Source organism: Enterococcus rivorum, from assembly GCF_001742285.1.
Taxonomy (GTDB): Bacteria; Bacillota; Bacilli; order Lactobacillales; family Enterococcaceae; genus Enterococcus_L; species Enterococcus_L rivorum.
On sequence record NZ_MIEK01000002.1, the window covers coordinates 1 to 25,591 of the forward strand.

Below are 25,591 nucleotides of genomic sequence, written 5' to 3' on the forward strand. Positions count from 1 at the left end.
ACCATGGACACCCTTGTTTTCGACTAGGTACTTTCCGTTACTTGGACGTACTCGGGACTTTAACCCGTTAGAGTTTGACCATGCCGGGCAAACAAAAGAACAAGTCTGTAGAGAAATAATCTCTCCTAAATACTTGTTCTTCCTTGACACTATTCTATTGATTTTTCTTCACCAACACTAGTTGACAATGAGCCAAGATTAATTAGTTTTCTTTAGCGAACAAAGAAACAATATTTGAGTTATTAAAATATTCTCTATTAGACTCTTCAGAGTACTTGCTTAGAAATTTATTTTCAATCCCAAATAGAGATTCTAAAAATGAACGGTCAATATAATAGTCATTTAGAATATCATTTAATGAAAATAAGTGATTTTTAAAAATTAAGTCTAACAAAGAACGAACTTTTCCAGGTCTAATAATCGCAATATCTTCATCTAAAGGTTCATTCTTTTTGTAGTCTTTTCGATTTAGGGTCGCGTAAAAGTAACGATTTTCCTCAAACGTCAGTAGTCCCATTTTATAAGCACGATACTCTAAGGCGCCAATTGAAACCATATATTTCATTTTCAAATCCAGATATGATTCAGGATTTGATTTCTTTGAAATAGTTGAAAAGTCTTTTAAGAATTGCTCTTTTGGAAGAAGGAAAAAAGAGGCAAAGTCATTTGCTTCTTTTTCAATTATTTTATGTTCATCTTTTGTTAGGCTATCCATATCAATCTTGTAATGAAGTAGCAAGTGTCCTAATTCATGGGCTAAATCAAAATTTCTTCGAACTGCTGATTTTTTTTTGTTACCAAGAATAATAAACGATTTTTCTTGACTAGCCCAAGTACTATAAGCATCAATACTTGTTCCCATATTTTTTTCTAAAATATATATTCCTGATAGTTCAAGCTTGTAAAGAAGCTCTGAATTTGATTGTACATCCAATCTTTTTCTAGCATTTTCTGCAATCTTTTCTAACTGTAAGAGCCTGTCATTTGTTTCCATTGACATATTATAAAGTTGAATTGATTCGTCTCTCAATAACGGAAGAGGACTAGTTGGCAAATTGAGTTTACTTTCAAACTTATCTAAAAAATAACTAGTAAAATCAATAAAAGTTGTTTCCATTTTTGCTTTTTTACGAGACTCTCGATCCTCAGCTCGGTAGGCAATGCTCTCAACTTTAGAAATATTTGTTGCAAATGGTTCTGTATAGAAAAATTGAGCTTTTACATTAAAAACTTTTTTTAATTCATTAGCAACTTCAAATTTTGGTACAGTATATTGATTTTCATACTGCCAGATTGCTTGTTCGCTTAAATTTAATTTGTCAGCAAGTTCCTTTCTGGAGAGACCATTTAATTCTCTGACACTTTGTAATTTCTCTCCGAAAAACATTGTAATCACATCCTTGCTTATTTGTTGGAAAACTAGTTTCCAGATTCTTCTTTTTCTTCTTCAGGGATAGAATAACCAAATGCATTTGAATCACCTGAAAAAATAGTCTGATCAGACACTTTTTCATTCATAATTGGTTCTACATCTTCAGTAGTAATTTCATACTCACTTTCTTGAATAAGATAACTTAAATCTTCAATTAGCTCTAGGTTCATCGTTTGACGATTAGGCATGGTTAATTGAATGGATTCAACGAATTTAGTTTCATCATCAATCTCGTAGGTCACAATATAAAAGCGTGAGTATTTTTGAGTGACGTTCAGTTGCTTGCCTTCTATAACAGCCCTTACTTCTTCTGGGTCATTTAATTCAAGTTGAATTTGTTCTGGTTGAACAACAAAGTTTTGTTTGCTATTCTTTAAAACGTCTGTATTTATGTCAGCTAAATTCACCAAATAATTATCTTCATTGGCCTTCTTTTTTTGATCATCAAATGATTTTTTCACTCGTCTAGAGTTTTTTACGATGACCATATAATTTTCAGCATTTTCACTAACTGTAAACTGTAAATATTCCCAGGTATAGCCAGCTTTTTCAATTTTAAACTGTACATTGTGGTTTTGTCCAATTTTAGAAACTTGATCATCGATGTGATTTCCTTTTGTCCAAGCGTAAGCACCACTAACACTCATTGACTCTTTTTTACTTTTTCGCTCTTCAAGATACTGTAAGTACCCTTTCAAAGTACCATCAACTATTGCTTTACTGATTGTTTCATCTAATTTAAATTCATCCATACATAAACCTCCAATCTATTTGTCTCTGTTAGTATACAACATTTTTAAAGTAAAAACATTAATTTTCGTTTTTTCTTAAAGTTGAAATCTTAAATTAGAATTTTTGATGAATTAACCTTTTATTTCAAGGTGGTGAAACAATGATAAAGAGACAAAGTACAATTTCTCATTTCAATATAAAATCTTACATATTCTAGTAGTTACTCTATCTCATAATATTATGTCACCAATACACTTCTCAAAATTATCCTACTTTCTTAGTTAAAATAATATAAGACGAAATAAAAACTAACTAAATTTGATGAAATTCACAGGATACAACATTATTAACTAGGAAAATCTAAATATTTATTTCTAACATTTTTAGCATTTCCAGAAGATGTTTTTCCCCCCCTTTTTCTAGAAAAAAAAGTAATTTTTAACAATCCTTTTTTAAATGATGATTTTTCTCTTAAAAAAATATATGCGCTTAAACCTATCTCCATAAAGCTTTCTAGCTAAAAATCTCTGGTAGAAACGAAAAAGAAAGTGCGACTACCGCTATTCTGTTTCAATCTTATAAAGAAGTATTTGGTTCTTTACGTTCTGCTGTTATTTTTAGAAATTGCAGCAGGTATTTTAGACTGCCCAAAAAATAATACGATAAAAATCATCGGTGAAGAAAATTTATTAGCTAGTCGTTTATTGAATTTCTCTACCATTGACCATCATTTGGATCAATGTGGGGAAGAAGCTTTCAACCTCCTTCTGAATCAAGAAAAAAAATCTGTCACTATTCCCTATACTTTCATTGAAAGAGACTTTTCTTCAAAAAAAATAGATCGATCTGAGTGGATAAGCTAGGTAGCTCATTCAACTAACAGATACGATCTATTTTTAATTTGCTATTTTACAAATCTTTTTAATGCTTAAGCGTTATACGCATCAATAATGATTTGTTTTAATTCACTAATTAGTGGTTCTTTAGGGTTAGCTGTTGTACATTGATCCTCATAAGCTAGTTCGGCCATGTTATCAACTGTAGAATCTAGAATTTCTTGTGTCACACCTTGTGCTTTCAAGTTCATTTCGATTCCTACAGCGACACCTAAGTCTGTTACTGCTTTAATCAATGAGTCAACAAGTTCCGCCGTAGTTTTTCCTTTAAGACCCAAGAATTTCGCAATATCAGCGTAATCTGAATCCGCACGGAAGTAGTCATATTTAGGGAACATTGCATGTTTTGATGGATCTTTGGCATTATAACGGATGATATGAGGCAATAGAATTGCGTTCGTACGTCCGTGAGGAATGTTGTATTCTCCACCAATTTTATGCGCAACAGAGTGACAAATTCCTAAGAATGCATTGGCAAAAGCCATTCCTGCCATTGTTGAAGCATTATGCATTTTCTCACGACTTTCAGCATCTGGATGTTTCACTGAATTTTCTAAGTTTTCAAAGACTAATTTAATGGCTTGTAAACTTAACCCACGAGTATAGTCAGACGCCATAACTGATACGTAAGACTCAATCGCATGTGTTAATACGTCCATTCCAGTATCAGCTGTTACAGAAGCAGGTACTGACATAACAAATTGTGGGTCAATAATTGCTACATCTGGAGTCAACGCATAATCAGCTAATGGATATTTCACATGTGTTTCACTATCAGTAATAACAGCAAATGGTGTTACTTCTGATCCAGTACCTGAAGTTGTTGGAATACATACAAATTGTGTTTTCTCAGGTTTGTCAATTTTGTACGTACGTTTACGGATGTCCAAGAATTTTTGTTTCGCACCAAAGAATTCTGTATCTGGGTGCTCATAGAACATCCACATGCCTTTAGCAGCATCCATTGCAGATCCACCACCAAGAGCAATGATAGTATCTGGTTTGAAGTTCGCCATCACTTTAGTACCAGCGTAAACTGTGTTTGTTGATGGGTTTGGTTCTACTTCTGAGAAGACTTCAATTTGTACATCGTTTTTACGTTTTTGAAGCTCTTTTCTTACGGTATCTGCATAGCCAAATTGAACCATTCCTGGGTCACAAACAATCATTACACGTTCAACATTTTCCATTTTTTGTAAATATTGTAATGAATTTTTTTCAAAGAAAATTTTTGGTGGTAATTTAAACCATTGCATATTCTTTCTCCGTTTCGCCACAGTTTTTACGTTAATTAAGTTAACAGCAGACACGTTTTTAGATACAGAGTTTTTACCATATGATCCACAACCTAATGTCAATGATGGCAACATATTGTTATAGATGTCTCCGATTCCACCTTCTGCTGATGGTGAATTTACTAAAATACGACAAGCTTTCATGCGTAAACCAAATTGTATTTGTAAATCTTCATCTTCAGTATGGATAACAGCTGTATGGCCTAATCCACCTAAATTAAGCATTGCTTCACATAATTCAAAAGCATGAGCTGCATCTTTTGATTTCATCATCGCTAAAACTGGAGATAGTTTTTCGCGAGATAATGGGTACTCAGCTCCTGCACCTTCAAGCTCAGCAACTAAAATTTTAGTTCCTACTGGCACTTTGATTCCTGCTAATTTCGCGATATCTTCGGCAGAATTCCCAACAATTGCTGGATTTACTGCATATTTTCCTTCGTTCATAACAGCATCTTCTAATTTTTTCAATTCATTTTCTTTTACGAAATAAACTTGATGCGCTTCAAATTCAGCTTTAACCGCTGCGTAAATTTCTTTATCTACAATTACAGCTTGTTCAGAAGCACAAATCATTCCATTATCAAAAGACTTAGAAATAATTAGGTCGTTTACTGCACGTTTGATTTTAGCTGTTTTTTCAATATAAGAAGGAACGTTACCTGGTCCAACACCCAATGCTGGCTTCCCAGTTGAGTATGCAGATTTAACCATTGCTGCTCCACCAGTTGCTAAAACAATCGCAATTCCAGGATGGTTCATCAAAGCTGATGTTGCATCAATTGATGGTGTTTCAATCCATTGAATACAGTTTTCTGGTGCCCCAGCTGCAATCGCTGCATCACGAACAATACGTGCTGCTTCAGCCGAACATTTTTGTGCGCTTGGATGGAACGCAAAAACGATTGGGTTACGTGTTTTTAATGAAATCAATGCTTTAAAAATTGTTGTTGATGTTGGATTCGTTGTTGGTGTAACCCCACAAACTACTCCAACTGGCTCAGCGATTTCAATCAAACCAGTTTGATCGTCATCACTTATTACGCCTACAGTTTTGTCATGTTTAATGTTGTTCCAGATGTACTCAGAAGCATACATATTTTTGATTGCTTTATCTTCATAAACACCACGACCTGTTTCTTCAACAGCCATTTTTGCTAAAGGCATATGTTTGTCTAAAGCAGCCATTGCCATTTGATGCACAATATGGTCAACTTTTTCTTGATCAAAATTTTCCATTTTTTTCAATGCAACGTTAGCTTTAGTTGCCAAGTCGTCAATCATTGTTTCAACATCAACCGTTTTTACATCTTCTTTCTTGATTGTTTTAGCCATTATAATCCTCCTAAATAATTTATCCTTCTTATTTGTTACCTTTTTCACACACTCATCATACAATATTTTTTTTTCGTTGTAAATAGTTTTTTGTGATTTTTTTCACAATTATTGCATATTTTTCAGAATTAGCAATAGTTAGCGCTTTCAATGAATTAGAAATAAATAGGAATTAGATAAGCTATAGCCAGTTACTATTGTATCCTACTACACTCCGTTTGTCATCAAATTATTTTAAACTAAAAAAATAATTAATATTTTATAGAACACATTTCATAACATTTATTCCTTATAATCCGCCTTTTTTATCTCTAGATACATTTGAATAAGACACTTATTTCAGAAAAATTAGACACTATTGACATGATCTTCAGATGTTAAGACAAAAATAAAAAAGAGGATTATTTTATATTTAAAATAAGTCCTCTATATCATGCCAATCTTTTATAGTACGGCTACTCGTTTGTGCTACCAACTGCTGATAATCAAAAAATTCATTTGCTTCAATATGTAAAATATCTTCTCGACAAGCTTTAATAGAATCCATTTTTTGCTTTTTCCAACGATAGCAAATCAGATAGTCAATTAATTCAGTTTCATTTACTGACGTATATCCTAGTTGATGAAAAGATTGGCATTTATTTTTTAACTCTTTTTTTAGCAGTAATTTTTGATGCCAAGATAATTTCACCATAGCTTTCACTCCTTATTTCCTGAATAAATAGGTTAGATAGAAAGAAAAAATTCCAGATAGCTGGAATTTATTCTTTCGTTTGATTCTCTTCTGAAGCTTCATCAGTTGACACTGTAGTTTCTTCCACTACAGAATCTTCTTGTACTTCTTCATGGGTTTCTACGGTTGTAACACTTGCATCATTAAAAACTGTTGTTGCTGGTTTTACGGTTTTAATTGCTGCACGGTCAAATTCAAGAACGATTCCTTCACAATCGATAAAAATTGTTCGATCATCGTTGTTGATTTCATTAATTACTCCATGTAGTCCACCGATTGTTACAATGTTGTCGCCAACTTTCATGCTGTCTAAAAGACTTTGACGTTCATTTTGTTGCTTTTTTTGAGAACGATTCATAAAGAACATCATTCCTCCAAGAGCTATAAACGTTAAAAGTAGAGAAAAAAGACTCATCGATATTTCACCTCACTATTTTAAAATCTTCACAAGAATAACTGTAACAAAATTTTCTAACTAAAACTAGCTTTTTGGTCTTTTTCTTAGAAACTTTTCGCATTCTCTTTGTTAAAACCATATTCTTCAAAAAAAGCTTGTCTAAACTCTAAAAGATTATCATCCATAATCGCTTGACGAACTTGTTTCATCAAATTCAACAAGAAATACAAATTATGATAAGAAGTTAAGCGAATCCCAAAAGTTTCATCGCATTTGATTAAATGACGAATATAAGCACGACTGTAATTTTTACACGTATAGCAATCGCATTTTTCATCAAGTGGTCGGAAATCACGAGCATACTGAGCATTTTTTACAACTAAACGGCCTTGTGAAGTCATACACGTTCCATTACGAGCAATTCTTGTTGGTAAGACACAGTCAAACATATCCACACCACGAATCACACCGTCAATTAAGGAATCGGCTGCACCAACACCCATCAAGTATCTAGGCTTGTTTTCTGGAATCAATGGCGTTGTAAAATCAAGAACTCGGTTCATTTCTTCTTTGGACTCTCCTACAGATAAGCCACCAATTGAGTACCCTGGAAAATCCATACTAACTAAATCTTTCGCACTTTGTCTACGCAAATCTTCAAAACCAGCGCCTTGAACAATCCCGAAGAGTCCTTGTCTATCTGGATTAGCATGCGCTTTTAAGCCACGTTCCGCCCAACGAGAGGTCCGTTCAATTGATCTTTTAACGTAATCATAACTTTCATTAAACGGCGGACATTCATCAAAACTCATCATTATATCTGAACCTAATTTATTTTGAATATTAATTGCCTTTTCTGGAGAAAGAAACATTTTTGAACCATTTAAGTGGTTTCTAAAATGAACCCCTTCTTCTTCAATTTTACGCATGTCGCTTAGCGAGAACACTTGGAAGCCACCTGAATCGGTTAGAATGGGTTGATCCCAATTCATAAATTTATGTAACCCGCCTGCTTCTTCAATCAAATCTTCTCCCGGTCTTAGCCAAAGATGATACGTATTACTCAGAATAATACCTGAACCCATTTCTTTTAATTCTTCTGGTGACATCGTTTTTACGGTTGCCAATGTTCCGACGGGCATAAACATCGGTGTTGGAAACGTCCCGTGTGGTGTAATAATCTCACCTAAACGAGCCCCGGTATGCTTTTCTTTCTTTATTAAACGATAACGAATGGCTGGTTGCGTCATTCATTTCCCTACTTTCTATTAGAAAATTTGTGCTTTACTCATCATACTTTTTTTTCAGTGTTTTTGCAAGGTTTACCAGACTGTCTTCCTTCATTAAAGGGATCTTTTACGAAAAAAGAAACACAGAAAATTTATTCAAAAAATTCTGTGTTTGACTAGGATATATCTGAAAATCTCAACAACAAATAGGTTCATTAATTGTATGTAATTTGTTGTCATAAACCCTCTTGTCCACCTCATAAGTTGTGTTTTCTTACTAGTTTCTTAACAAAGCTATAATTCAGTTAAGATTCAAAACCAAAGAGAAGATACCTAGCATGGAAGCGACTACGCTATAGGATACTTGGTATCGCTACGGTATCATCCAGCTCTAAGTGCTAAAGAACCAAGTTCTTGAAAGTCTCGTCAATAAGCGCCGGGGCCATTCTCAACTAGAGTTAAAAGACTAGCTATAATAATAGTTAAAGGAACAACGCTCACTGTATTTGCCTTCCTTCACCAAGTAGGTGCTATGAACCATCAATTCACTACGTTCGTTGTGGGTCATAGCAATTCTTAATGTGCTCTAGCATTTAGAAAAAACAGTACCTTATAGCGTAGTCGCTTGTGAACGGGCTGCCTCATCCTTGAGGTTAAACCAACTTGTTGTTCAAATATGTTAGGCTTCCACATACTTCTCTGGAAAATTCGGTATCCACGATAATTTACGATTACATTAAAAAATCATTTTATTACTTTTCTTTGATATAATCTTCCAATTCTATCATTGCATTTTTTACAACTTTAAACGTAATCGTTTCTTTCATATAATGAATCGTTTCGTGTTCAACAGTTGCTCTCTTTGCCACTCTTTCAATCTCCGCTTCAGTAATATGAGCCATTCCCATGTCACTTAGACAAGTTGGCAATTTAAGTTGATGGTAAAAAGGGATTAATTGATCGATTTCATTCCATTTTCCTTCTATCACTAGCTGAACGAATACACCATAGGCCACTTTATTTCCATGTAGCTGATGATGACTTTCAGGTAAGATGGTCAAGGCATCGTGAATCGAGTGTGCCCCTGAGGTACGTCCATAATCATCTCCAAAACCACCGACCATTCCTCCCAATAAAATATTGGTTTCCACAACATTTAGAAACGCTTGGTTCATCTTTTGGCTATCCATCGCATCCAAAGCTGCTTGGCTTTCTTCTAATAAAACATCACGACATTTTCTTGCTGCAAAAGCCGCTACTTGAATTTCTATTGACGGAACTGTTAATTGAGAAATCATGGAATCAGCCTCGTACCATTTTGCCAAAGTATCTCCTATTCCAGCAATCATTAGCTCTTTTGGTGAATATAAAATCACTTTCGGTTCAATTAATACAAGCGCATTACTGACAGGAAAAACATCATAACGATCCATAGAGCCATCTTGCTTATAAATTACACTTAATGGCGTGTACGCTGCACAAGTCGCAGCTAAAGTTGGTAAAATAATAATCGGCGTTTTACATTGATAAGCGACAGCTTTTCCTAAATCTGCTACTTTCCCACCACCAACAGCAATTATTGTATCAAAAGAACTTTCATTGAATAGCTTCGTCAGCTCAGCCGTTCTTTCATCTGTACACTCTCCACCATAATTGACAAACATTTTATCTATTGATGCCATTTCAGGAAAATAAGGCTGTGCCGCGGTCCAAGAATCTTTCCCATGTAGAATAAATACTCGTTTCATTCCTCTTCTATTTAAATGTTCTTCTAAGTTATCCCATGCACCTTCACAACATTCATATTCCTGTGGTGCCCCCCGAACGATTAACGATTGGTTCATCTGCTTTCCTCGCAATTTCCATTATTTTATCAAAAAATTTATTAGAGCTTTTGTTAAAAATAAACTTTTCCTTTCCTTTAATATATGATATGATAACTCACATCCGAAAACAATAAATTTTTATGCATTTATTCTGTTTTTTAGAATATTTATCGAAAAAAATCATTTAAAGAGGAGCAAAAAAATGAAAATAAGTAAAAAAATAGTCGCTTTCCTTGTCTCAACATTTATCGTTTTACTATCCTTTCTTCCTATAAGCACTGCATTTGCAGAAGAAAGTGATCCGTTTTATGACCGTATCATGAAACAAGGAGAGCTGATTGTCGGTTTATCGGCAGATTATGCACCCTATGAATTCCATGCAGACGTCGACGGTAAGGATACCATTGTGGGATTTGATATTTCCATCGCACAAAAAATTGCAGATGATTTAGGCGTAAAATTGAAAATTGAAGAATTGGGTTTTGATGCTTTACTAGGCGCTTTAAAAACTGGAAAAATTGATTTAATTATTTCAGGAATGGCTCCTACACCAGAACGTTTAAAAGAAGTCAATTTCTCAGATCCATATATGACTGTTCAACAAAAAGTCGTCATTAGAAAAAGTGATGAAGGAAAATTCACTTCTGTCAATGATTTTGAAGGTATTAAAGTAGGCGTTCAAAAACAAACAACACAAGAAGAATTAGCAAAGACCGAATTAATTGGCTCAATTCCAACCTCTTTACAAAAAGTACCGGATATTATTATGAATTTAACAAACAAAAAAGTCGACGCTGCAGTTTTAGAAGGACCTGTAGCAGAAGCTTATGTTGAAAGAGATCCTTCTTTGAAATTTGCAGATGTCAAATTTGAAAATGGTGAAAAAACAGCGGCTGTTGCGATGCCAAAAGGTGCACCTATCTTAGAAGCTAAAGTTAATGCTACGATTGGGATGATTAATGACAATAACTTGCTAGACGGATACAAAAAAGAAGCTGGTAAACTAATGTTTACTGATGATGAAGGCTTCTTTTCTAAATACGGCAAGTTTTACATCAGCGGTGCTGGTTATACAATTTTCCTAGCATTTATGGGCGTACTTTTCGGTGCTTTATTAGGGGGCATTTTAGCCTTAATGAAACTATCTAAATCAAAAATATTTCGTGGAATTGCTATTGCCTATATTGAATATGTTCGTGGTACTCCGTTATTAGTTCAAATTTTTATCGTTTATTTTGGTACTGGAGTTCTCGGTTTAGATCTATCCAAACTCGCCGCTGGATGTATCGCTCTATCCTTAAATAGTGGTGCTTATGTAGCAGAAATTATCCGTGCTGGTATTAACGCTGTCAATAAAGGACAACTTGAAGCCGCTCGTTCACTGGGCATGAATCAGCCACAAGCAATGCGCTTCATCATTTTACCTCAAGCAATTAAAAATATTTTACCTGCTTTGGGTAATGAGTTCGTTACAGTTATCAAAGAATCTTCCGTTGTTTCAGTGATTGGGGTTTCTGAACTAATTTTCCAAGCTGGCAATGTACAAGGAGCAAGCTTTAAGCCCTTCTTACCTTATTTAGTCGTTTCACTCATTTATTTTGTTCTAACATTTACTATTTCTCGCCTATTAGGTGTTGCTGAAAGGAGAATGAGTACTAGTGATTAATATTAAAAACTTACACAAATCATTCGGTAAAAATGAAGTACTAAAAGGAATTGACTTGGAAGTGAAAACCGGTGAGGTGGTTGTAATCATCGGACCTTCTGGAAGCGGAAAAAGTACCTTTTTGAGATGCTTAAATCTATTAGAACAACCGACAGATGGTTCTATTGAATTCGAAGGAAAAAATTTACTTGATAAATCAGTAAACATCGATGAACTTAGACAAAAAATGGGCATGGTTTTCCAAAATTTCAATCTATTTCCACATAAAACAGTATTAGAGAATTTGACTATCAGTCCGATTAAAGTAAAAAAAGAGTCACCGGAAGCTGCAAAGAAAAAAGCCTTAGCGCTACTTGAACAAGTTGGTTTAAGTGAAAAGCAAGGCAACTATCCTTCTCAGCTTTCTGGTGGACAACAACAACGTGTTGCGATTGCACGTGCGTTAGCAATGAACCCAGATGTGATGCTTTTTGACGAACCCACTTCTGCGTTAGACCCAGAAATGGTTGGAGAAGTATTAGCTGTTATGAAAGCTTTGGCTGAAGAAGGAATGACAATGGTGGTCGTTACCCACGAAATGGGTTTTGCTAGAGAAGTTTCTGACCGTGTCATTTTTATGGATGCTGGAGTTATTCAAGAAGAGGGTACGCCAGAAGAAATTTTTAGTCAGCCGAAAAACCCAAGAACACAAGACTTTTTAAGAAAAGTTTTATAAAAGAGCAATCAGCTCAAAAAAACTGATATTTCTACAAAGGATCTATCAAGAGGAGGATCAAAATGGATCGTTCAAACCTTGCCATTCAACATCAACAACCTACAGAAAACATTTTAATGGACATCGCTACTTTGGCGAAAAAAACACCAAACCTTATTGACCTGTCAATCGGTGATCCTGATTTAATTACCAATGAAAAAATTATTGAAGCAGCATTTACAGATGTTAAAAATGGACATACCAAATATACTGCTTCTGATGGCAGCCAAGAATTTATTGACACTGTCGTCGATTTTTATAAAAGAAATTACGGATTGAAATTCCAGACAAACCAAGTACGCGCAACAGTTGGTGCCCTTCATGGAATGTATCTGACTTTACAGGTGTTATTAAATCCTGGAGATGAAGTGATTATTCACGAACCATACTTTTCACCTTATAAAGACCAAGTAGTTATGGCTGGCGGAAACCCTGTATTTATTCCTACTTATGAAAAAGATGGTTTTCAAATTAATGTCGATATTTTAAAATCAGCCATTACAGACAAAACAAAAGCAATTATTATCAATTCTCCAAATAACCCAACAGGAGCGGTTTTTTCTCCTGAAATCTTTAAAGAGATTGCTGATTTAGCTATTGAACATAATTTTTATATTTTATCAGACGAAGTTTATGAGGCGTTTTGTTTCTATGATGATTTTGTGCCTATGGCTACCTTTGCTCCTGAGAATACAATTACTTTCAGTAGTTTCTCAAAAGCTTTTGCTATGACTGGCTGGCGAATTGGCTACATGATAGCACCGTCTTATATCAACGAAGCGGTAAAACTAATTAACGAAAGTATTACTTTCTCAGCTCCATCACCTTCTCAACAGGCTGGGATTTATGCATTAACTCATGCAGAAGAATTCGTTCCACCTATTATTGATATTTTTAGAGAGCGCCTAGAATATATCGAAAAACGAGTTGCGAAAATCCCTTTCCTTTCATTGTATCCAATAAAAGGAAGTATGTATGCTTTCATTAACATTGAACAAACAGGATTAACTTCGGTTCCTTTTGTAGAAAAATTATTAAAAGAAACAAAAGTACTCGTTATTCCCGGAAAAGCTTTCGGAGAAACATCTGGCGATCACCATGTTCGCTTAGCTGCCACTCAAAATTTGACTACACTAAAAGAAGCTTTTGACCAAATAGAAAAACTAACCTTTTAAAAAGAAGCCCAGTGAAATTGGTTGATTTCACTGGGCTTCTGGTATATTCCATTTATATTTTTCTAAATTTCGCTCTTATCTTGTCCTTGTACAGGTCTTTTAACAGGAACGATGCATTTTAATATATAACGGCTATTCCATAAAATAGCTGCTACTAAAGCAACGACAGGCAAAAAATATTGATTATTTAAAATTAATAACACTATCAAACATATAAAGAAAACTGTATTCACGAATAATCCTAATAAAACTTTTTTATCCATTTTCCACATCTCCTTCTTACTATTTAAATAAATATCTCTCATTATTCTACAATTAGTATAGAAAAAATTCTTATTACTTTAACAATACAAAAAAAATCATTCCACGTCAATGGTCTTTTTTTACCATTTCTTAACTAATCTAAATTGACAACAAAAAAATGATTGTCTCTACCAACATAAAAGCTTCAGTCAGTAGAAACAATCACTCTTTCTTATTTATTTATTTATTAACAGTTACTCTAAAATACTCAATATGTGCATGTTGATAACTCATTACTTCAAAATTAAATGAGTCAATAATGATTTTATCTCCTACTACTATTTGATTCTCTTTTTTCTCAAGAATAAAGCCGGCAAGAGTGTTCATTTTGGAATGACCCAATCCAGACAGTTTTACTTTAAAATATCTTTCAAAATCATCGAGCGTTAATTTTCCCGAAATAATGTAACTACCGTCTGCTTGTTTAGCAATTAAGGCATCTTCTAAATCAGTTTCATCACGAATTTCACCAACTAATTCTTCTAAAATATCTTCAATAGTGACCATACCACTCGTTCCACCATACTCATCTTTTAAAATTGCGATGTGCTTTCCTTCTTTTCTCATAACTGTCAGCAACTCTTTGATTGGAATCGATGCGAGTGCAACAATCGGTTCTTCGACTAGTTGGCTCACTTTCTTTTGACCGTCCTGAAAAGATTCTTTAATTAGATGTGGCAGTGTAACATAACCAATGACATGATCCTTTGAATCTTCGATTACTGGATAGCGAGTATGTCCACGTTTCAATGAATGAACAATCGCTTGTTCAACTGTCTCATCTGCTTCAAAAACCTCCATCGAAGTTCGATCTACTTGAATATCTTTCGCAAGCGTATCGTCAAACTCAAATACATTTTCCAAATAGTGATATTCTTCTTTACTGAGTTCACCTTTTTTGTAAGAGTCAACTGCTACATACAATAGTTCTTCTTGCGTTAAAGTTTCTTCTCCTTCTGAGACTAATCTTATTCCTAAAAGTTTTCCTAATTTGGCAGCCGAATGATTCAATAGCCAAATAAAAGGGTACATCACTTTATAAAAATAATGGAGTGGCTTCACAATTTTTAAGACTACTTTTTCAGTCTGGGCAATGCTGTAACTTTTCGGTAGAAGCTCACCTAATACCACATTAATGTATGTTACTATGAAAAAACCTAACACAATTGAAACTGTCCGACTAATTGCACTACTAATTGGTAAGTTACCAATTAATGGCTCTAAGACTGCTGCAACTGATCCTTCTCCCACCCAACCAATAATTAAACCAGTCAAAGTAATACCTAATTGACTTGCTGATAAGTAAGTATCCAAGTGGTGTGTCACATGAATGGCTAAATCAGCATTTTTAGCTCCATCCTTTTTTAGCTGTTCCAATCTCGACATCCGAATCTTTACTAAAGCAAATTCACTAGCTACAAAAAATGCGGTAATTGCAATCATCAAAAACAATATGAAAAAATTAATAGCTAACATTCCTTACACCTCACAATTTCTCTCACTTTACATTATACTTGTCTATTAACGATAGCGCGAATAGGAACCCTTATTTTGTAGAATCGTCAAAAAGGAGGTTGAGACAGCAGTCGTTTTGCGGCGAGAAATTGGTCCAAAAAGCGCATAATACGCTTTATGTCTTGAGTGATTTTTAGAAAATTTCCGAAGAGCCAGACTTTTGACCACCGTTTATTTAGATTTCGAGGATGGAACAAAACTGATTTTTAGTTTTGTTCCATCCTCTTCATTTTTAAATCGTCGCTTTTCGCTCGGTTAGATAGGTCTTACGAGTATCGCCAATAATTAATGGCACTGACTCATATTTCACTTCACTATATTCTAAACCAAACCAATTTTCTGGTGAAGTCGTCCGTTTTTTTATAGTTAATTTTAATTGCATAATTTGACGATCCCATTTTTTCAATTCTGTTACTTTAGATAGCTCTTCGCGAATGATAATAAACTGAAAATCTCCCACTTCTCTACCTGGAGTTAAAGAGTATTTCTGAGGTTGTTTCGGCAAACGTCCTTCTTCCATTAAGTCATTTACAATCTTACGCAAATACACATTAACGTCTTGCGCAACATGGAAACCAAGATAAAGTTGAACTTGTACAATAAAATCGGTTCCCATCATATCAACGGAGTATTCTTGTGTAAATGGCTCGTCCGTCACTTCCACATTCACAAACCAGTATACATTTGCTCGTTTAGGTTGCTTATCTAAAATCGAATAGATAAATTGGCGTCCAACTTCTGGTCCAATCAAATCAGGTGTCATGAAGACAACATTCGTTTGATACGTAGGAACTGTTAGATCATTTTTTAACATTCTTAATTGCTCTGTATAATGAGCCAGTGGTACAGTATCTGACGTTTTTTCTTTAATAATGTTGCCCCATTCCCAGATTGTCATTACAGCAAGAATTACTAACGCAATCCCAACAGCCACATAACCACCATGGAAAAATTTCACTATACTTGAAACAAAGAATATCAGTTCAATACAAACAAAAAATAGTGTGATTGAATAAGCTGCCCAACGTGGAGCACCTTTTTGTAATAAGAAAAACATTAATAAAATAGAGGTCATTAACATTGTTACTGTAATTGAAAGTCCGTATGCCGCTTCCATGTGAGTTGAGGTTCTAAAGGTAACGACAATCATTGAACAAGCTAACCACAACAACAGATTAACTGCCGGGATATACATTTGACCAATATTGGAACCTGGATAAATAATTTTTAAGCGTGGTAACAATTTTAATTTGATTGCTTCTGAGACTAAAGTAAATGAGCCTGAAATTAAAGCTTGTGAAGCAATCACAGCAGCTACCGTAGCAAAAACAACTCCCATTAGCATGATGCTATTTGGCATCATCTGGAAAAAAGGATTTAGATTTTCAATTTCCAAAATCGTCGGATCATTTTTAACTGATAATATCCATGCTGCTTGTCCTAAATAATTAATAATTAAACAAATTTTTATATAAGGCCAGCTAACCCGAATATTTTGTTTTCCAACGTGACCTAAATCCGAATAAAGGGCTTCTGCCCCCGTTGTAGCAAGAAAGACATTTCCCAAAACAAAAATCCCCAGTTTATTTTCGCCACTAAATAAAAGATGAACAGCATAATAGGGATTTAATGCGCGTAAAACTGTCCAGTCATTTGTAAAATTAATCAAGCCCATAACACCTAAAAAAGTAAACCAAGCAAACATGATAGGTCCAAAAGCTTTTCCTACTGCATCCGTACCAAAACGCTGCACAGAGAACAATATTAGAATAATGACTAATGTGATGACAACAATAATGTTCTGATCGTTTCCGAACCGATTAAAAAACATCGGGATGCCCCGTAAGCCTTCAATCGCTGTCGTGACAGTGACCGCAGGCGTCAACACACCATCTGCCAAAAGAGCTGCTCCACCAATCATTGCAGGAATAATCAAGTACTTCCCTTTTTTTCGAACAAGGGTGTACAGAGAAAAAATTCCTCCCTCACCATGATTATCTGCATTTAATGCAATCATGACATATTTTACAGTGGTTAAAATCGTCAATGTCCAAAAGATAAGGGACACAGCACCAATAATAAAATTTTCTGAAACATTTGTAAGACCACCATTATCTCCTACGATGGCTTTCATAACATAAAGTGGGCTTGTTCCAATATCCCCATAAACCACTCCCATCGCTACTAATAAGCCAGCAAAGGTTAGCTTTTGATGATTCAGAACTTTCGATTTCTCTGCCAAAAAAATTCTCCTCCTAATGATAACGAGACTACATTTTGTCTCTAAAATAGAGCAAGAGACCTAAGTGAAACGACACTCGGCCCTTACACTTAGGTCTCGCAATTTCATTTATAGACCAGCGCCAAAAAGGCACACGATGTTGATCTAAAAACATAGAAAACTATGCTGCTACTCCCCTAAGATTTTCACTTAAATTACTAAGCAAAAACAATGGTTACTTTTCAATTTTCGTCCATAAAAAATTCAGTTGATACTAACAACTGAATTGATAACAACTATAATACTCATTACAGTATTTGGCAAGTGTTTTTCTGGTTTTATTTTGATATTTTAAACAGCTTTTTGTTTATCGTCTTTTCGTCCCCGACAAAATCAGATTTTCACATTAAAAAAACGTGTGAACAGACTAACCAAAGTTAGTAAATTCACACATTTCAATTTGTTAATCATTCAAATTATTCTTCCTCTTCAGGTGCATAATGGAACTTAATCATCTCATTCACAAAAATAGGCACTATAGACAATCCAATCGCTAACATCCAGTGATTGATCCCAATTGGAACCAAGCCAAATAATTCCTGAGTGAAAGGCAACAACGCGATCGTTGTTGTAATTAAAATTGCTAAGACAGCCATTTCAAAGAGAGACTTATTTGAGGAAAGCTTGACTTTAAAGATTGACTGGGTACTTCTAACGTTAAATACATGCAAAATTGAGGAATAAGCTAGAATTAGAAAGGCCAGTGTTTGCCCCACTTCATAACTTGCATCAATCCAATGGGAAATCCCATCGACGTTAGCGCCTAAGTAAAAACCGAACAAAGTAATCACTGTAAAAACAGAAGCATTCATTCCAACTTTTTGCCACAAACCTCTTGCAAAAATCCCTTCGTTTCTAGGAATTGGATTTTCATCCATAATTCCTTTTTCGGCCGGTTCTTTACCTAATGCAAATCCCGGAAGTCCATCTGCGACTACATTAACGAATAAGAGCTGAACCGCCGTAAAAGGGGCTCCCCACCCTAACAACATCGCAATCAGAACAATGAATATCTCAGATATATTGCAACTCAGTAAAAAATTAATCGCTTTACGAATATTCCGATAAACTGCTCGCCCTTGCGCTACAGCATCAACAATCGTTGCAAAATTATCATCTGTCAAAATCATATCAGCGGCCCCTTGCGCAACATCGGTGCCAGTAATTCCCATCGCACAACCAACGTCACTGGCTTTCAAAGCCGGCGCATCATTGACCCCATCACCGGTCATAGCCACAACGGCACCCGTTCGCTGCCACGATTTCACAATTCTAATTTTATCTTCTGGCGTTACCCGCGCATAAACCGATAAACTCTTTACTCGGCTATCCAGCTCTTCGTCTGTCATTTTTTGCAGTTCAGATCCGGTCAATGCTTCACTTTTATCATGCAAAATTCCCAGTTCTCTTGCAATTGCTCCCGCAGTTATTACATGATCTCCCGTAATCATTACCGTTTTAATACCAGCTTTTTTTGCTCTGGCAATAGCTCCTTTACTTTCAGGTCTTGGTGGATCAATCATGCCAATTAGTCCTAAAAGCCTCAGATTCCTCTCTAAGCCTTCGGAAGTTATTTCTTTAGGTTCTTCATCATAAATCGCGTAACCTACTGCAATGACCCTTAAAGCCCGTTTTCCGAAACGATCATTAACTACCGCTGCCTGCTCTAAATCTCCAAACCGAAAGTGAGTGAGTAAAACATCAAAAGCGCCCTTAGTAATTGAAATATATTTTTTACCCATTTTATGGACAGTGGTCATCATTTTTCGCTCTGAATCAAAAGGTATTTCACCTATTCTTGGGTATTTTTCTTCTAGTTCTGCTTTCGTATGATAATTTTCTTCAACCGCACGGACAATCGCTACTTCGGTTGGATTCCCTTTTACAACTAGATCGTCTCCTTCTTTATCAACAATTACATCGGTACACAGAGAAGCCATCTTTAAGACTTCCATCGCTTCGTCTGTCATAGCATCTTCGGTATCCGTCACTTCATCCCCACGAGTCCAAACACGTCGAACCCGCATCTTATTCTGGGTTAATGTTCCTGTCTTATCAGAACAGATTACATTTGCAGTACCCAATGTTTCAACCGCTGGAAGTCTTCGAATAATCGCGTGTTTTTTTGCCATTTTCTGAACACCAAAAGCTAATGTTAACGTCACAATCACTGTTAAGGTTTCTGGAACCGCCGCTACCGCCAATGAGACCGCCGTCATGAACATATCAAGCAACGGTTCTCCTTGCTGTTGTCCAATTAGAAAAACTAGTGCTGCCGCACCCAATGCAATCAAACTAATTCGTTTACCTAGCTGATTTAAACGCTTTTGTAACGGTGTTTTTTGCTGTTCATCATTGTTCAATAATCCAGCAATCTTCCCCATCTCTGTCCGCATTCCTATTGCAGTGACAATTGCCCTACCTCGACCATTTGCCACCGTACACCCTTTGAAAACCATATTTGCCTGATCCCCTAAAGGTAAATTTTCTTTACTTATGTATTCAGGATTTTTTTCTACAGGCTCGCTTTCACCCGTTAGCGCTGATTCCTCCACTCTTAATTGAGAAGCTTGAATGAGTCGCGCATCTGCTGTAATCATTGAACCTGACTCTAAAACCAGCACATCCCCCACAACAACTTCTTCTGCATCAATAACTTCTACTTTTCCTGCTCTCAAAACAGCGCTGCTTTGCTTGTTCATATCTTGTAAAGCTGCTAGAGACTTTTCGGCATTTCCTTCTTGAACAATTGCCAACACGGCGTTAATAATAACAATAGCAATGATTAATATGCCTTCAAAGTAATCTCCATGGTCAGTTGCAATCGCTGTGTAAAAAGAAATTGCTGCTGCAACTAATAAAATAATCGTCGTAAAATCTGATAAGCTATGAAAGAACTTTTTTAAAGCTGAGTCACCTTTTGCTTCATCAAATTTGTTCACCCCATCTACCTTTTGCCTTCTAATTACCTCTTTTGAAGCTAGTCCTTGCTGGCTATCTACGGCAGTCTCCATTTGCACTTCTTCAATTGTCTTTTTATATGCTTCCATCCTATACCTCATTTCAATTTTTTTCTTCCTATTAAAATAGTATCTATATTCACTATAACATGTTTTTTTTGATTATTTAGAAGAATCAAATTTTTTTTATTATTTTCTTATAAAAAAGAGCATATCTCTTGAAAGCGTTTTCCAAACGTGCTATTATGTATTTAGAAGGAAGGGGGAAACCAAATCAGCTGTATTGAAGAATTTCTCGAAATATGAAAAATGGTAAACACAAAGTTGTTAGAGTTACAAGATTCACCTTTCATCAATAATTATATGTGTAGAGTATCATATCAATAAAAGCATCTTTAAAAATTGTGAATGCGTGTTAGAAAATTGGAGGAAGTAGTTCCAATAGGAAAAAAAGAGCTCGTATAAAGATAGCTTGACTAAACATGAATCGCTTCAAACAAGATTAACGAAACGTAGAAACTGTAAGGAAAACAAGATTTTGTTTATGAACAAGAAATTCAAAAAAATTACTTTATATGTATAATGAAAAGTAAAAATAGTAACACCCCAATCAATACACTGATTCCTTCCGAGAAACAGAAGCCAAGCTAGTCGAGAAGCTTGGCTTTTTTTATATTTAAAAAGACGAACCTAAAACAAAAAAGAAGATGGACAAAACTGAAAATCAGTTTTGTTTCATCCTCTATATCAGAATAAGCGGTGGTCAAAAGTCTGGGCTTTTGATCCAATGGCTCACTTCTGTCTCAACCTCCAATAACTAGTGCGATTTTGTTCATTTACTATCAGTAGTTCCTACCTCACAAACATAGCATCTCCAAAGCTAAAGAATCGATACTTTTCATCAATCGCATGTTGGTACGCTGCCAATGTTAGTTCTCTCCCAGCAAAAGCACTAACTAACATCACTAATGTTGACTTAGGCAAATGAAAGTTAGTTGAAAAAGCTTGGACTATTTTAAATTCATATCCCGGTGTAATAAAAATATCTGTCCAGCCACTATCTGCTTTGATTTCCCCATTAAATTTCGTACCAATTGTTTCTAATGTACGAATAGAGGTTGTGCCAACAGCAATAATTCGTCCACCATTTGCCCGAACCTCATTCAATTGCTCTGCTGCTGCTTCTGTTAATTGATAAAATTCGCTATGCATTGCATGTTCTTCTAAATTTTCAACACTTACAGGACGAAAAGTTCCTAAGCCGACATGTAACGTCAAATACACCAGCTTAACTCCCTTCGCTTGAATCTTCTCCAATAGCTCACTCGTAAAATGAAGGCCTGCTGTTGGAGCCGCTGCTGAACCATTTTCTTTGGCATAAACCGTTTGATAGCGTTCTGGATCTTCAAGGCGTTCTTTAATATACGGAGGTAATGGCATTTCACCTAACGATTCAATAATTTCAAGAAAAATCCCTTCATAATTAAACGTGATGATTCTTCCTCCATGTTCTAATTCCTCAATAACCGTTGCTTTCAAGCGACCATCACCAAAACTAATTTCAGTCCCAGCTTTTGCTCTTTTAGCAGGTTTAATCAAGGTTTCCCATGTATCTCCATCTGTATTTGTCAATAATAATACTTCTAGATGTCCACCAGTATCTGGTTTTTCCCCATACAAACGAGCGGGTAAAACACGAGTATTATTCATCACAAGAGCATCGCCAGCATTCAATTCATCAATAATTTCACTAAACTGTTTATCTTCCATTTCTTTTGTTTCGTGGTTCAATACCAATAGCTTAGAGCTTGAACGATCTTTCAATGGGGTTTGAGCAATTAACTCTTCTGGTAAATCAAAATCAAAATCTTCTGTGGTTAGCATATCTGTCACTCTCTCTACTGAATTTGTCTTGGCTATTCTATCATGTTTTTGACCGGTTGGCTACGAAGTTCCTAGTAAAATTGACAACTCTATTTATGTGTTATTCCAAAATAATGTTTTTACTATAGCAAAAAAACAGCTTTTATCCTCATTTATTTTTAATGAAATTGCAATAAAAAATACTTGTTATATATAAGAAGCCGAACATCTCCTAGTAAACGCTATAGAAACAATAACTTAGACACTTTTGTAATATTAATAATATCTATTAAAATTGTTATTAAAACGTTTTTTTCACCTCTTACTTATGAAGAAAGAACACTAAAATCGCTCCCCTTATTTGTTCTACGCTTCTTTTTATAGCATACTAGTAAAGAAGAGAAATAAAATAAATGATTATTCGGGGTGAAAATAGTGATTGATTTTCAACATGTATCAAAAATTTTCAAAGGTGGTAAAGTTGCTGTTGACGACATTAACCTTTCTTTTGAAAAAGGAGAATTTATCTGCTTCATAGGAACAAGTGGTAGCGGAAAAACAACCTCTATGCGAATGATTAATCGCATGACCGATCCTACAAAAGGCAAAATTTTAATCAATGGTAAAGATATTCAAAAAATAAACCCGGTAGAATTACGTCGTAAAATTGGCTATGTTATTCAAAACATCGGGTTAATGCCACATATGACAATTCGTGAAAATATTGTTCTGGTTCCAAAACTACTTAAAACACCTGTGGAAGAAAGAAATAAGATTGCAGAAAAAATGATTGATTTGGTAGAGCTTCCTCGCGAAATGCTTGATCGTTATCCTAACGAATTATCCGGTGGTCAACAGCAGCGGATTGGTGTTGTTCGTGCATTGGCAGCTAATCAAGATATCATTTTAATGGATGAACCATTTGGGGCACTCGATCCAATTACAAGAGATTCTTTACAAGACTTAGTAAAAGATTTACAAGAACGTTTAGGAAAAACAATTATTTTTGTTACTCATGATATGGACGAAGCCTTAAAATTAGCGAATCGTATCGCAATAATGAGTGAAGGAAAAGTGATTCAATTTGATACACCTGATAACATTTTACGTAATCCAGTCAATGAATTTGTAGAAGAACTGATCGGTGAAGACCGCTTAATCCAAGCAAAACCAAACATTACAACCGTTGGAGAAGTGATGTTAAATAACGCGATCACTATTACTCCTGAAAAATCATTGTCTGAAGCGATCAAATTAATGAGAGAAAAACGTGTAGATACGCTACTTGTGGTAGACGGTTCTGGCGTACTTAAAGGATTTGTAGATGTAGAAACCATTGATCGACGAAAAAAAACAGCCACTATTATCAGCGACATCATCAACCCAAAAGTTTTTTATGTAAAAAAATCTTCTTTATTAAGAGACAGCCTACAACGAATTTTAAAACGTGGTTTGAAATATGTCCCTGTGGTGGATGACAAACAAAAAGTCGTTGGCATTTTGACACGTGCGTCTTTAGTTGACATTGTTTATGACGTAATCTGGGGCGAAGAAGATACTGATGAACCAACGGATGATTCTGAAACAACCAACACCCAGCAACCTCAAATGGAGGTGTAAGGAAATGAATCAATTTCTATTAGAAAAAGGGAATGAATTAGTATCAAGAATTGGGGAGCATATTTTTATTTCAGCTACTTCTTTAGCTTTAGGCGTACTTTTCGCTGTTCCTATCGGCATCTTATTAACACGTACAAAAAGAATTGCTGCAATTGTCATTGGTTTAACTAGTGCTTTGCAAACAGTTCCTTCATTAGCTTTATTAGCACTAATGATTCCTCTTTTTGGTGTTGGACAATTTCCAGCAATCATTGCCCTATTCATCTATTCCTTATTACCAATTCTACGTAACACATATATAGGAATTAAAGAGGTAAGTGAAGACTATAAAGATGCTGCTAAAGGAATGGGAATGACTAGCTTTCAATCTGTTCTTATGGTGGAACTTCCCGTCGCGATGCCTACGATTATGGCAGGTATCCGATTAGCTGCGGTCTATGTTGTCGCTTGGGCAACATTAGCTTCTTATATAGGCGCTGGCGGGTTAGGTGACTTTATCTTTAGTGGACTTAATTTATATCGAGCAGACTTAATCTTTGCTGGCACAATTCCTGTTGCCATTATCGCTTTACTTGCTGATTTTTCATTGGGAATGCTTGAGAAAAAACTGACTCCAATTGCATTGCGAGGTGAATCTGAATGAAATCAATCAAAAAATGGATGTTTAGCCTTCTTCTGTTCGTTTCAACTTTCTCATTAGCTAGTTGTTCTCTTCCTGGTTTAGCTAGTGGAAATAATTCAAATACGATAACGATTGCCGGAGGGTCAACTTCTGAAATTCAGATTTTAGCTGGAATTGTGAAAGGAATGATTGAGCATTATACCGATAAGAATGTAGCGATTATTAACAACTTGGCAACCACAACTGTCATCCATCAATCTATGATAAATGGAGATACCAGTATTTCTGCCTCTCGCTATACCGGAACTGACTTAACAGGGACATTACAATTGCCTGCAGAGAAAGATCCTAAAAAAGCGTTCAATATTGTCGCAAAAGAGTTCCAAAAGCGTTACAACCAAAAATGGTTCCCTTCATATGGATTTGCTAACACCTATGCCTTTATGGTTTCAAAAGAAACCGCTGCAAAATATAATTTAAAGAAAATTAGTGATTTAAAAAATGTGGCTACGGAATTAACCGCAGGGGCAGATACATCTTGGATTGATCGTAAAGGAGACGGCTACAAAGGATTTGTAGAGACCTATGGATTTGATTTCAAACGAATTTATCCTATGCAGGTTGGGCTTGTTTATGATGCGGTAGCTGCTGGTAAAATGGATGTCGTCCTCGGCTATTCGACTGATGGACGAATCGGCAGTTATGATTTAGTTATTTTAGAAGATGACTTGCAATTTTTCCCACCTTACGACTCTAGTATTGTCGCAACGGATGAAATATTACAAGAAAATCCTGATTTAGTTGACATTCTTTCTAAACTCGCTGGAAAAATAGATACAGAAACGATGCAGAAATTAAATTTCCAAGCAGATAACGACTTAATGGAACCAGAAACAGTTGCAGAAAACTTTTTAAGAGAACACCATTTCTTTGAATCTGAAGGAGGTGGCAACTAAT

At 35.4% G+C, this 25,591-nt stretch carries 20 protein-coding genes; 8 read left to right on the forward strand and 12 right to left on the reverse strand.

Going from position 1 to position 25,591, the window contains the following annotated elements; translation table 11 throughout:
* Positions 1-181, forward strand: a 181-nt coding sequence (locus tag BCR26_RS18665) for a hypothetical protein (RefSeq protein ID WP_211272271.1), incomplete at its 5' end; no start/stop codon positions are given.
* A 21-nt stretch (positions 182-202) separates the two neighbouring features.
* Here BCR26_RS18665 and BCR26_RS01245 read toward each other — a convergent pair.
* Both BCR26_RS01245 and BCR26_RS01250 read right to left on the reverse strand, forming a co-directional pair.
* Positions 203-1,387 (reverse strand): spr1629 family repressor/antitoxin, encoded by a 1,185-nt coding sequence (locus BCR26_RS01245; RefSeq protein ID WP_069697145.1) that lies wholly within the window; start codon positions 1,385-1,387, stop codon positions 203-205.
* 32 nt (positions 1,388-1,419) lie between these two features.
* A complete protein-coding gene (locus BCR26_RS01250) occupies positions 1,420-2,184 on the reverse strand; it encodes a spr1630 family ClpXP-sensitive toxin (protein WP_069697146.1) in 765 nt (254 codons plus the stop codon).
* A 570-nt stretch (positions 2,185-2,754) separates the two neighbouring features.
* Here BCR26_RS01250 and BCR26_RS01255 point away from each other — a divergent pair.
* A complete protein-coding gene (locus tag BCR26_RS01255) occupies positions 2,755-3,027 on the forward strand; it encodes a type 1 periplasmic-binding domain-containing protein (RefSeq protein ID WP_069697147.1) in 273 nt (90 codons plus the stop codon).
* Positions 3,028-3,092: 65 nt separating this feature from the next.
* On the opposite strand, the gene adhE is transcribed toward BCR26_RS01255, so the two are convergent.
* From adhE to BCR26_RS01280, 5 genes are all read right to left on the reverse strand, one after another.
* Complete coding sequence (gene adhE / locus BCR26_RS01260) at positions 3,093-5,690, reverse strand: bifunctional acetaldehyde-CoA/alcohol dehydrogenase (RefSeq protein ID WP_069697148.1); 2,598 nt, start codon at positions 5,688-5,690, stop codon at positions 3,093-3,095.
* Positions 5,691-6,102: 412 nt separating this feature from the next.
* Positions 6,103-6,384 carry a post-transcriptional regulator gene (locus BCR26_RS01265; RefSeq protein ID WP_069697149.1) on the reverse strand — a complete coding sequence of 94 codons (282 nt, stop codon included), beginning with the start codon at positions 6,382-6,384 and terminating at the stop codon, positions 6,103-6,105.
* A 67-nt stretch (positions 6,385-6,451) separates the two neighbouring features.
* Positions 6,452-6,838, reverse strand: coding sequence for a preprotein translocase subunit YajC (gene yajC, locus BCR26_RS01270; protein ID WP_069697150.1), 387 nt, complete (start codon positions 6,836-6,838; stop codon positions 6,452-6,454).
* An 86-nt stretch (positions 6,839-6,924) separates the two neighbouring features.
* On the reverse strand, positions 6,925-8,070 hold the full coding sequence (gene tgt, locus BCR26_RS01275) for a tRNA guanosine(34) transglycosylase Tgt (RefSeq protein WP_069697151.1): 1,146 nt from the start codon (positions 8,068-8,070) through the stop codon (positions 6,925-6,927).
* Between the two features lie 731 nt (positions 8,071-8,801).
* Positions 8,802-9,893, reverse strand: a complete 1,092-nt coding sequence (locus BCR26_RS01280; protein ID WP_069697152.1) for an iron-containing alcohol dehydrogenase family protein — start codon at positions 9,891-9,893, stop codon at positions 8,802-8,804.
* Positions 9,894-10,077: 184 nt separating this feature from the next.
* On the opposite strand from BCR26_RS01280, the gene BCR26_RS01285 reads away from it, so the two are divergent.
* From BCR26_RS01285 to BCR26_RS01295, 3 genes are all read left to right on the forward strand, one after another.
* Complete coding sequence (locus BCR26_RS01285) at positions 10,078-11,541, forward strand: ABC transporter substrate-binding protein/permease (RefSeq protein ID WP_069697153.1); 1,464 nt, start codon at positions 10,078-10,080, stop codon at positions 11,539-11,541.
* Entirely contained in the window at positions 11,534-12,256 is a 723-nt protein-coding gene (locus BCR26_RS01290; protein ID WP_069697154.1) for an amino acid ABC transporter ATP-binding protein, read from the forward strand. Before BCR26_RS01285 ends, BCR26_RS01290 begins: the two co-directional genes overlap by 8 nt.
* Positions 12,257-12,318: 62 nt before the next feature.
* The gene (locus tag BCR26_RS01295; RefSeq protein ID WP_069697155.1) at positions 12,319-13,470 is read left to right on the forward strand and encodes a pyridoxal phosphate-dependent aminotransferase; all 1,152 of its coding nucleotides are present in this window, start codon (positions 12,319-12,321) and stop codon (positions 13,468-13,470) included.
* A 62-nt stretch (positions 13,471-13,532) separates the two neighbouring features.
* Here the strand turns inward: BCR26_RS01295 and BCR26_RS01300 are convergent, their stop codons facing one another.
* The 5 genes from BCR26_RS01300 to queA all read right to left on the reverse strand — a co-directional run bounded on the left by BCR26_RS01300 (position 13,533) and on the right by queA (position 22,413).
* Positions 13,533-13,733, reverse strand: a complete 201-nt coding sequence (locus BCR26_RS01300; RefSeq protein ID WP_069697156.1) for a hypothetical protein — start codon at positions 13,731-13,733, stop codon at positions 13,533-13,535.
* A 220-nt stretch (positions 13,734-13,953) separates the two neighbouring features.
* A complete protein-coding gene (locus BCR26_RS01305) occupies positions 13,954-15,249 on the reverse strand; it encodes a hemolysin family protein (protein ID WP_069697157.1) in 1,296 nt (431 codons plus the stop codon).
* Positions 15,250-15,520: 271 nt separating this feature from the next.
* Positions 15,521-17,467, reverse strand: coding sequence for a KUP/HAK/KT family potassium transporter (locus BCR26_RS01310; protein WP_069697239.1), 1,947 nt, complete (start codon positions 17,465-17,467; stop codon positions 15,521-15,523).
* Between the two features lie 518 nt (positions 17,468-17,985).
* Positions 17,986-20,619, reverse strand: a complete 2,634-nt coding sequence (locus tag BCR26_RS01315) for a calcium-translocating P-type ATPase, PMCA-type (RefSeq protein WP_069697158.1) — start codon at positions 20,617-20,619, stop codon at positions 17,986-17,988.
* Positions 20,620-21,381: 762 nt separating this feature from the next.
* Positions 21,382-22,413, reverse strand: a complete 1,032-nt coding sequence (gene queA, locus BCR26_RS01320) for a tRNA preQ1(34) S-adenosylmethionine ribosyltransferase-isomerase QueA (RefSeq protein ID WP_069697159.1) — start codon at positions 22,411-22,413, stop codon at positions 21,382-21,384.
* 414 nt (positions 22,414-22,827) lie between these two features.
* Here queA and BCR26_RS01325 point away from each other — a divergent pair, with 414 nt between their 5' ends.
* Genes BCR26_RS01325 through BCR26_RS01335 form a run of 3 tightly spaced genes read left to right on the forward strand, consistent with a single transcriptional unit; the run spans position 22,828 to position 25,590 of the window.
* Positions 22,828-24,012, forward strand: coding sequence for a betaine/proline/choline family ABC transporter ATP-binding protein (locus BCR26_RS01325; RefSeq protein ID WP_069697160.1), 1,185 nt, complete (start codon positions 22,828-22,830; stop codon positions 24,010-24,012).
* A gap of 4 nt (positions 24,013-24,016) precedes the next feature.
* The gene (locus BCR26_RS01330; protein WP_069697161.1) at positions 24,017-24,655 is read left to right on the forward strand and encodes an ABC transporter permease; all 639 of its coding nucleotides are present in this window, start codon (positions 24,017-24,019) and stop codon (positions 24,653-24,655) included.
* Complete coding sequence (locus tag BCR26_RS01335; RefSeq protein ID WP_069697162.1) at positions 24,652-25,590, forward strand: osmoprotectant ABC transporter substrate-binding protein; 939 nt, start codon at positions 24,652-24,654, stop codon at positions 25,588-25,590. The genes BCR26_RS01330 and BCR26_RS01335 overlap by 4 nt, the downstream gene beginning before the upstream one ends.
* The last annotated feature ends 1 nt before the right edge of the window (position 25,591 follow it).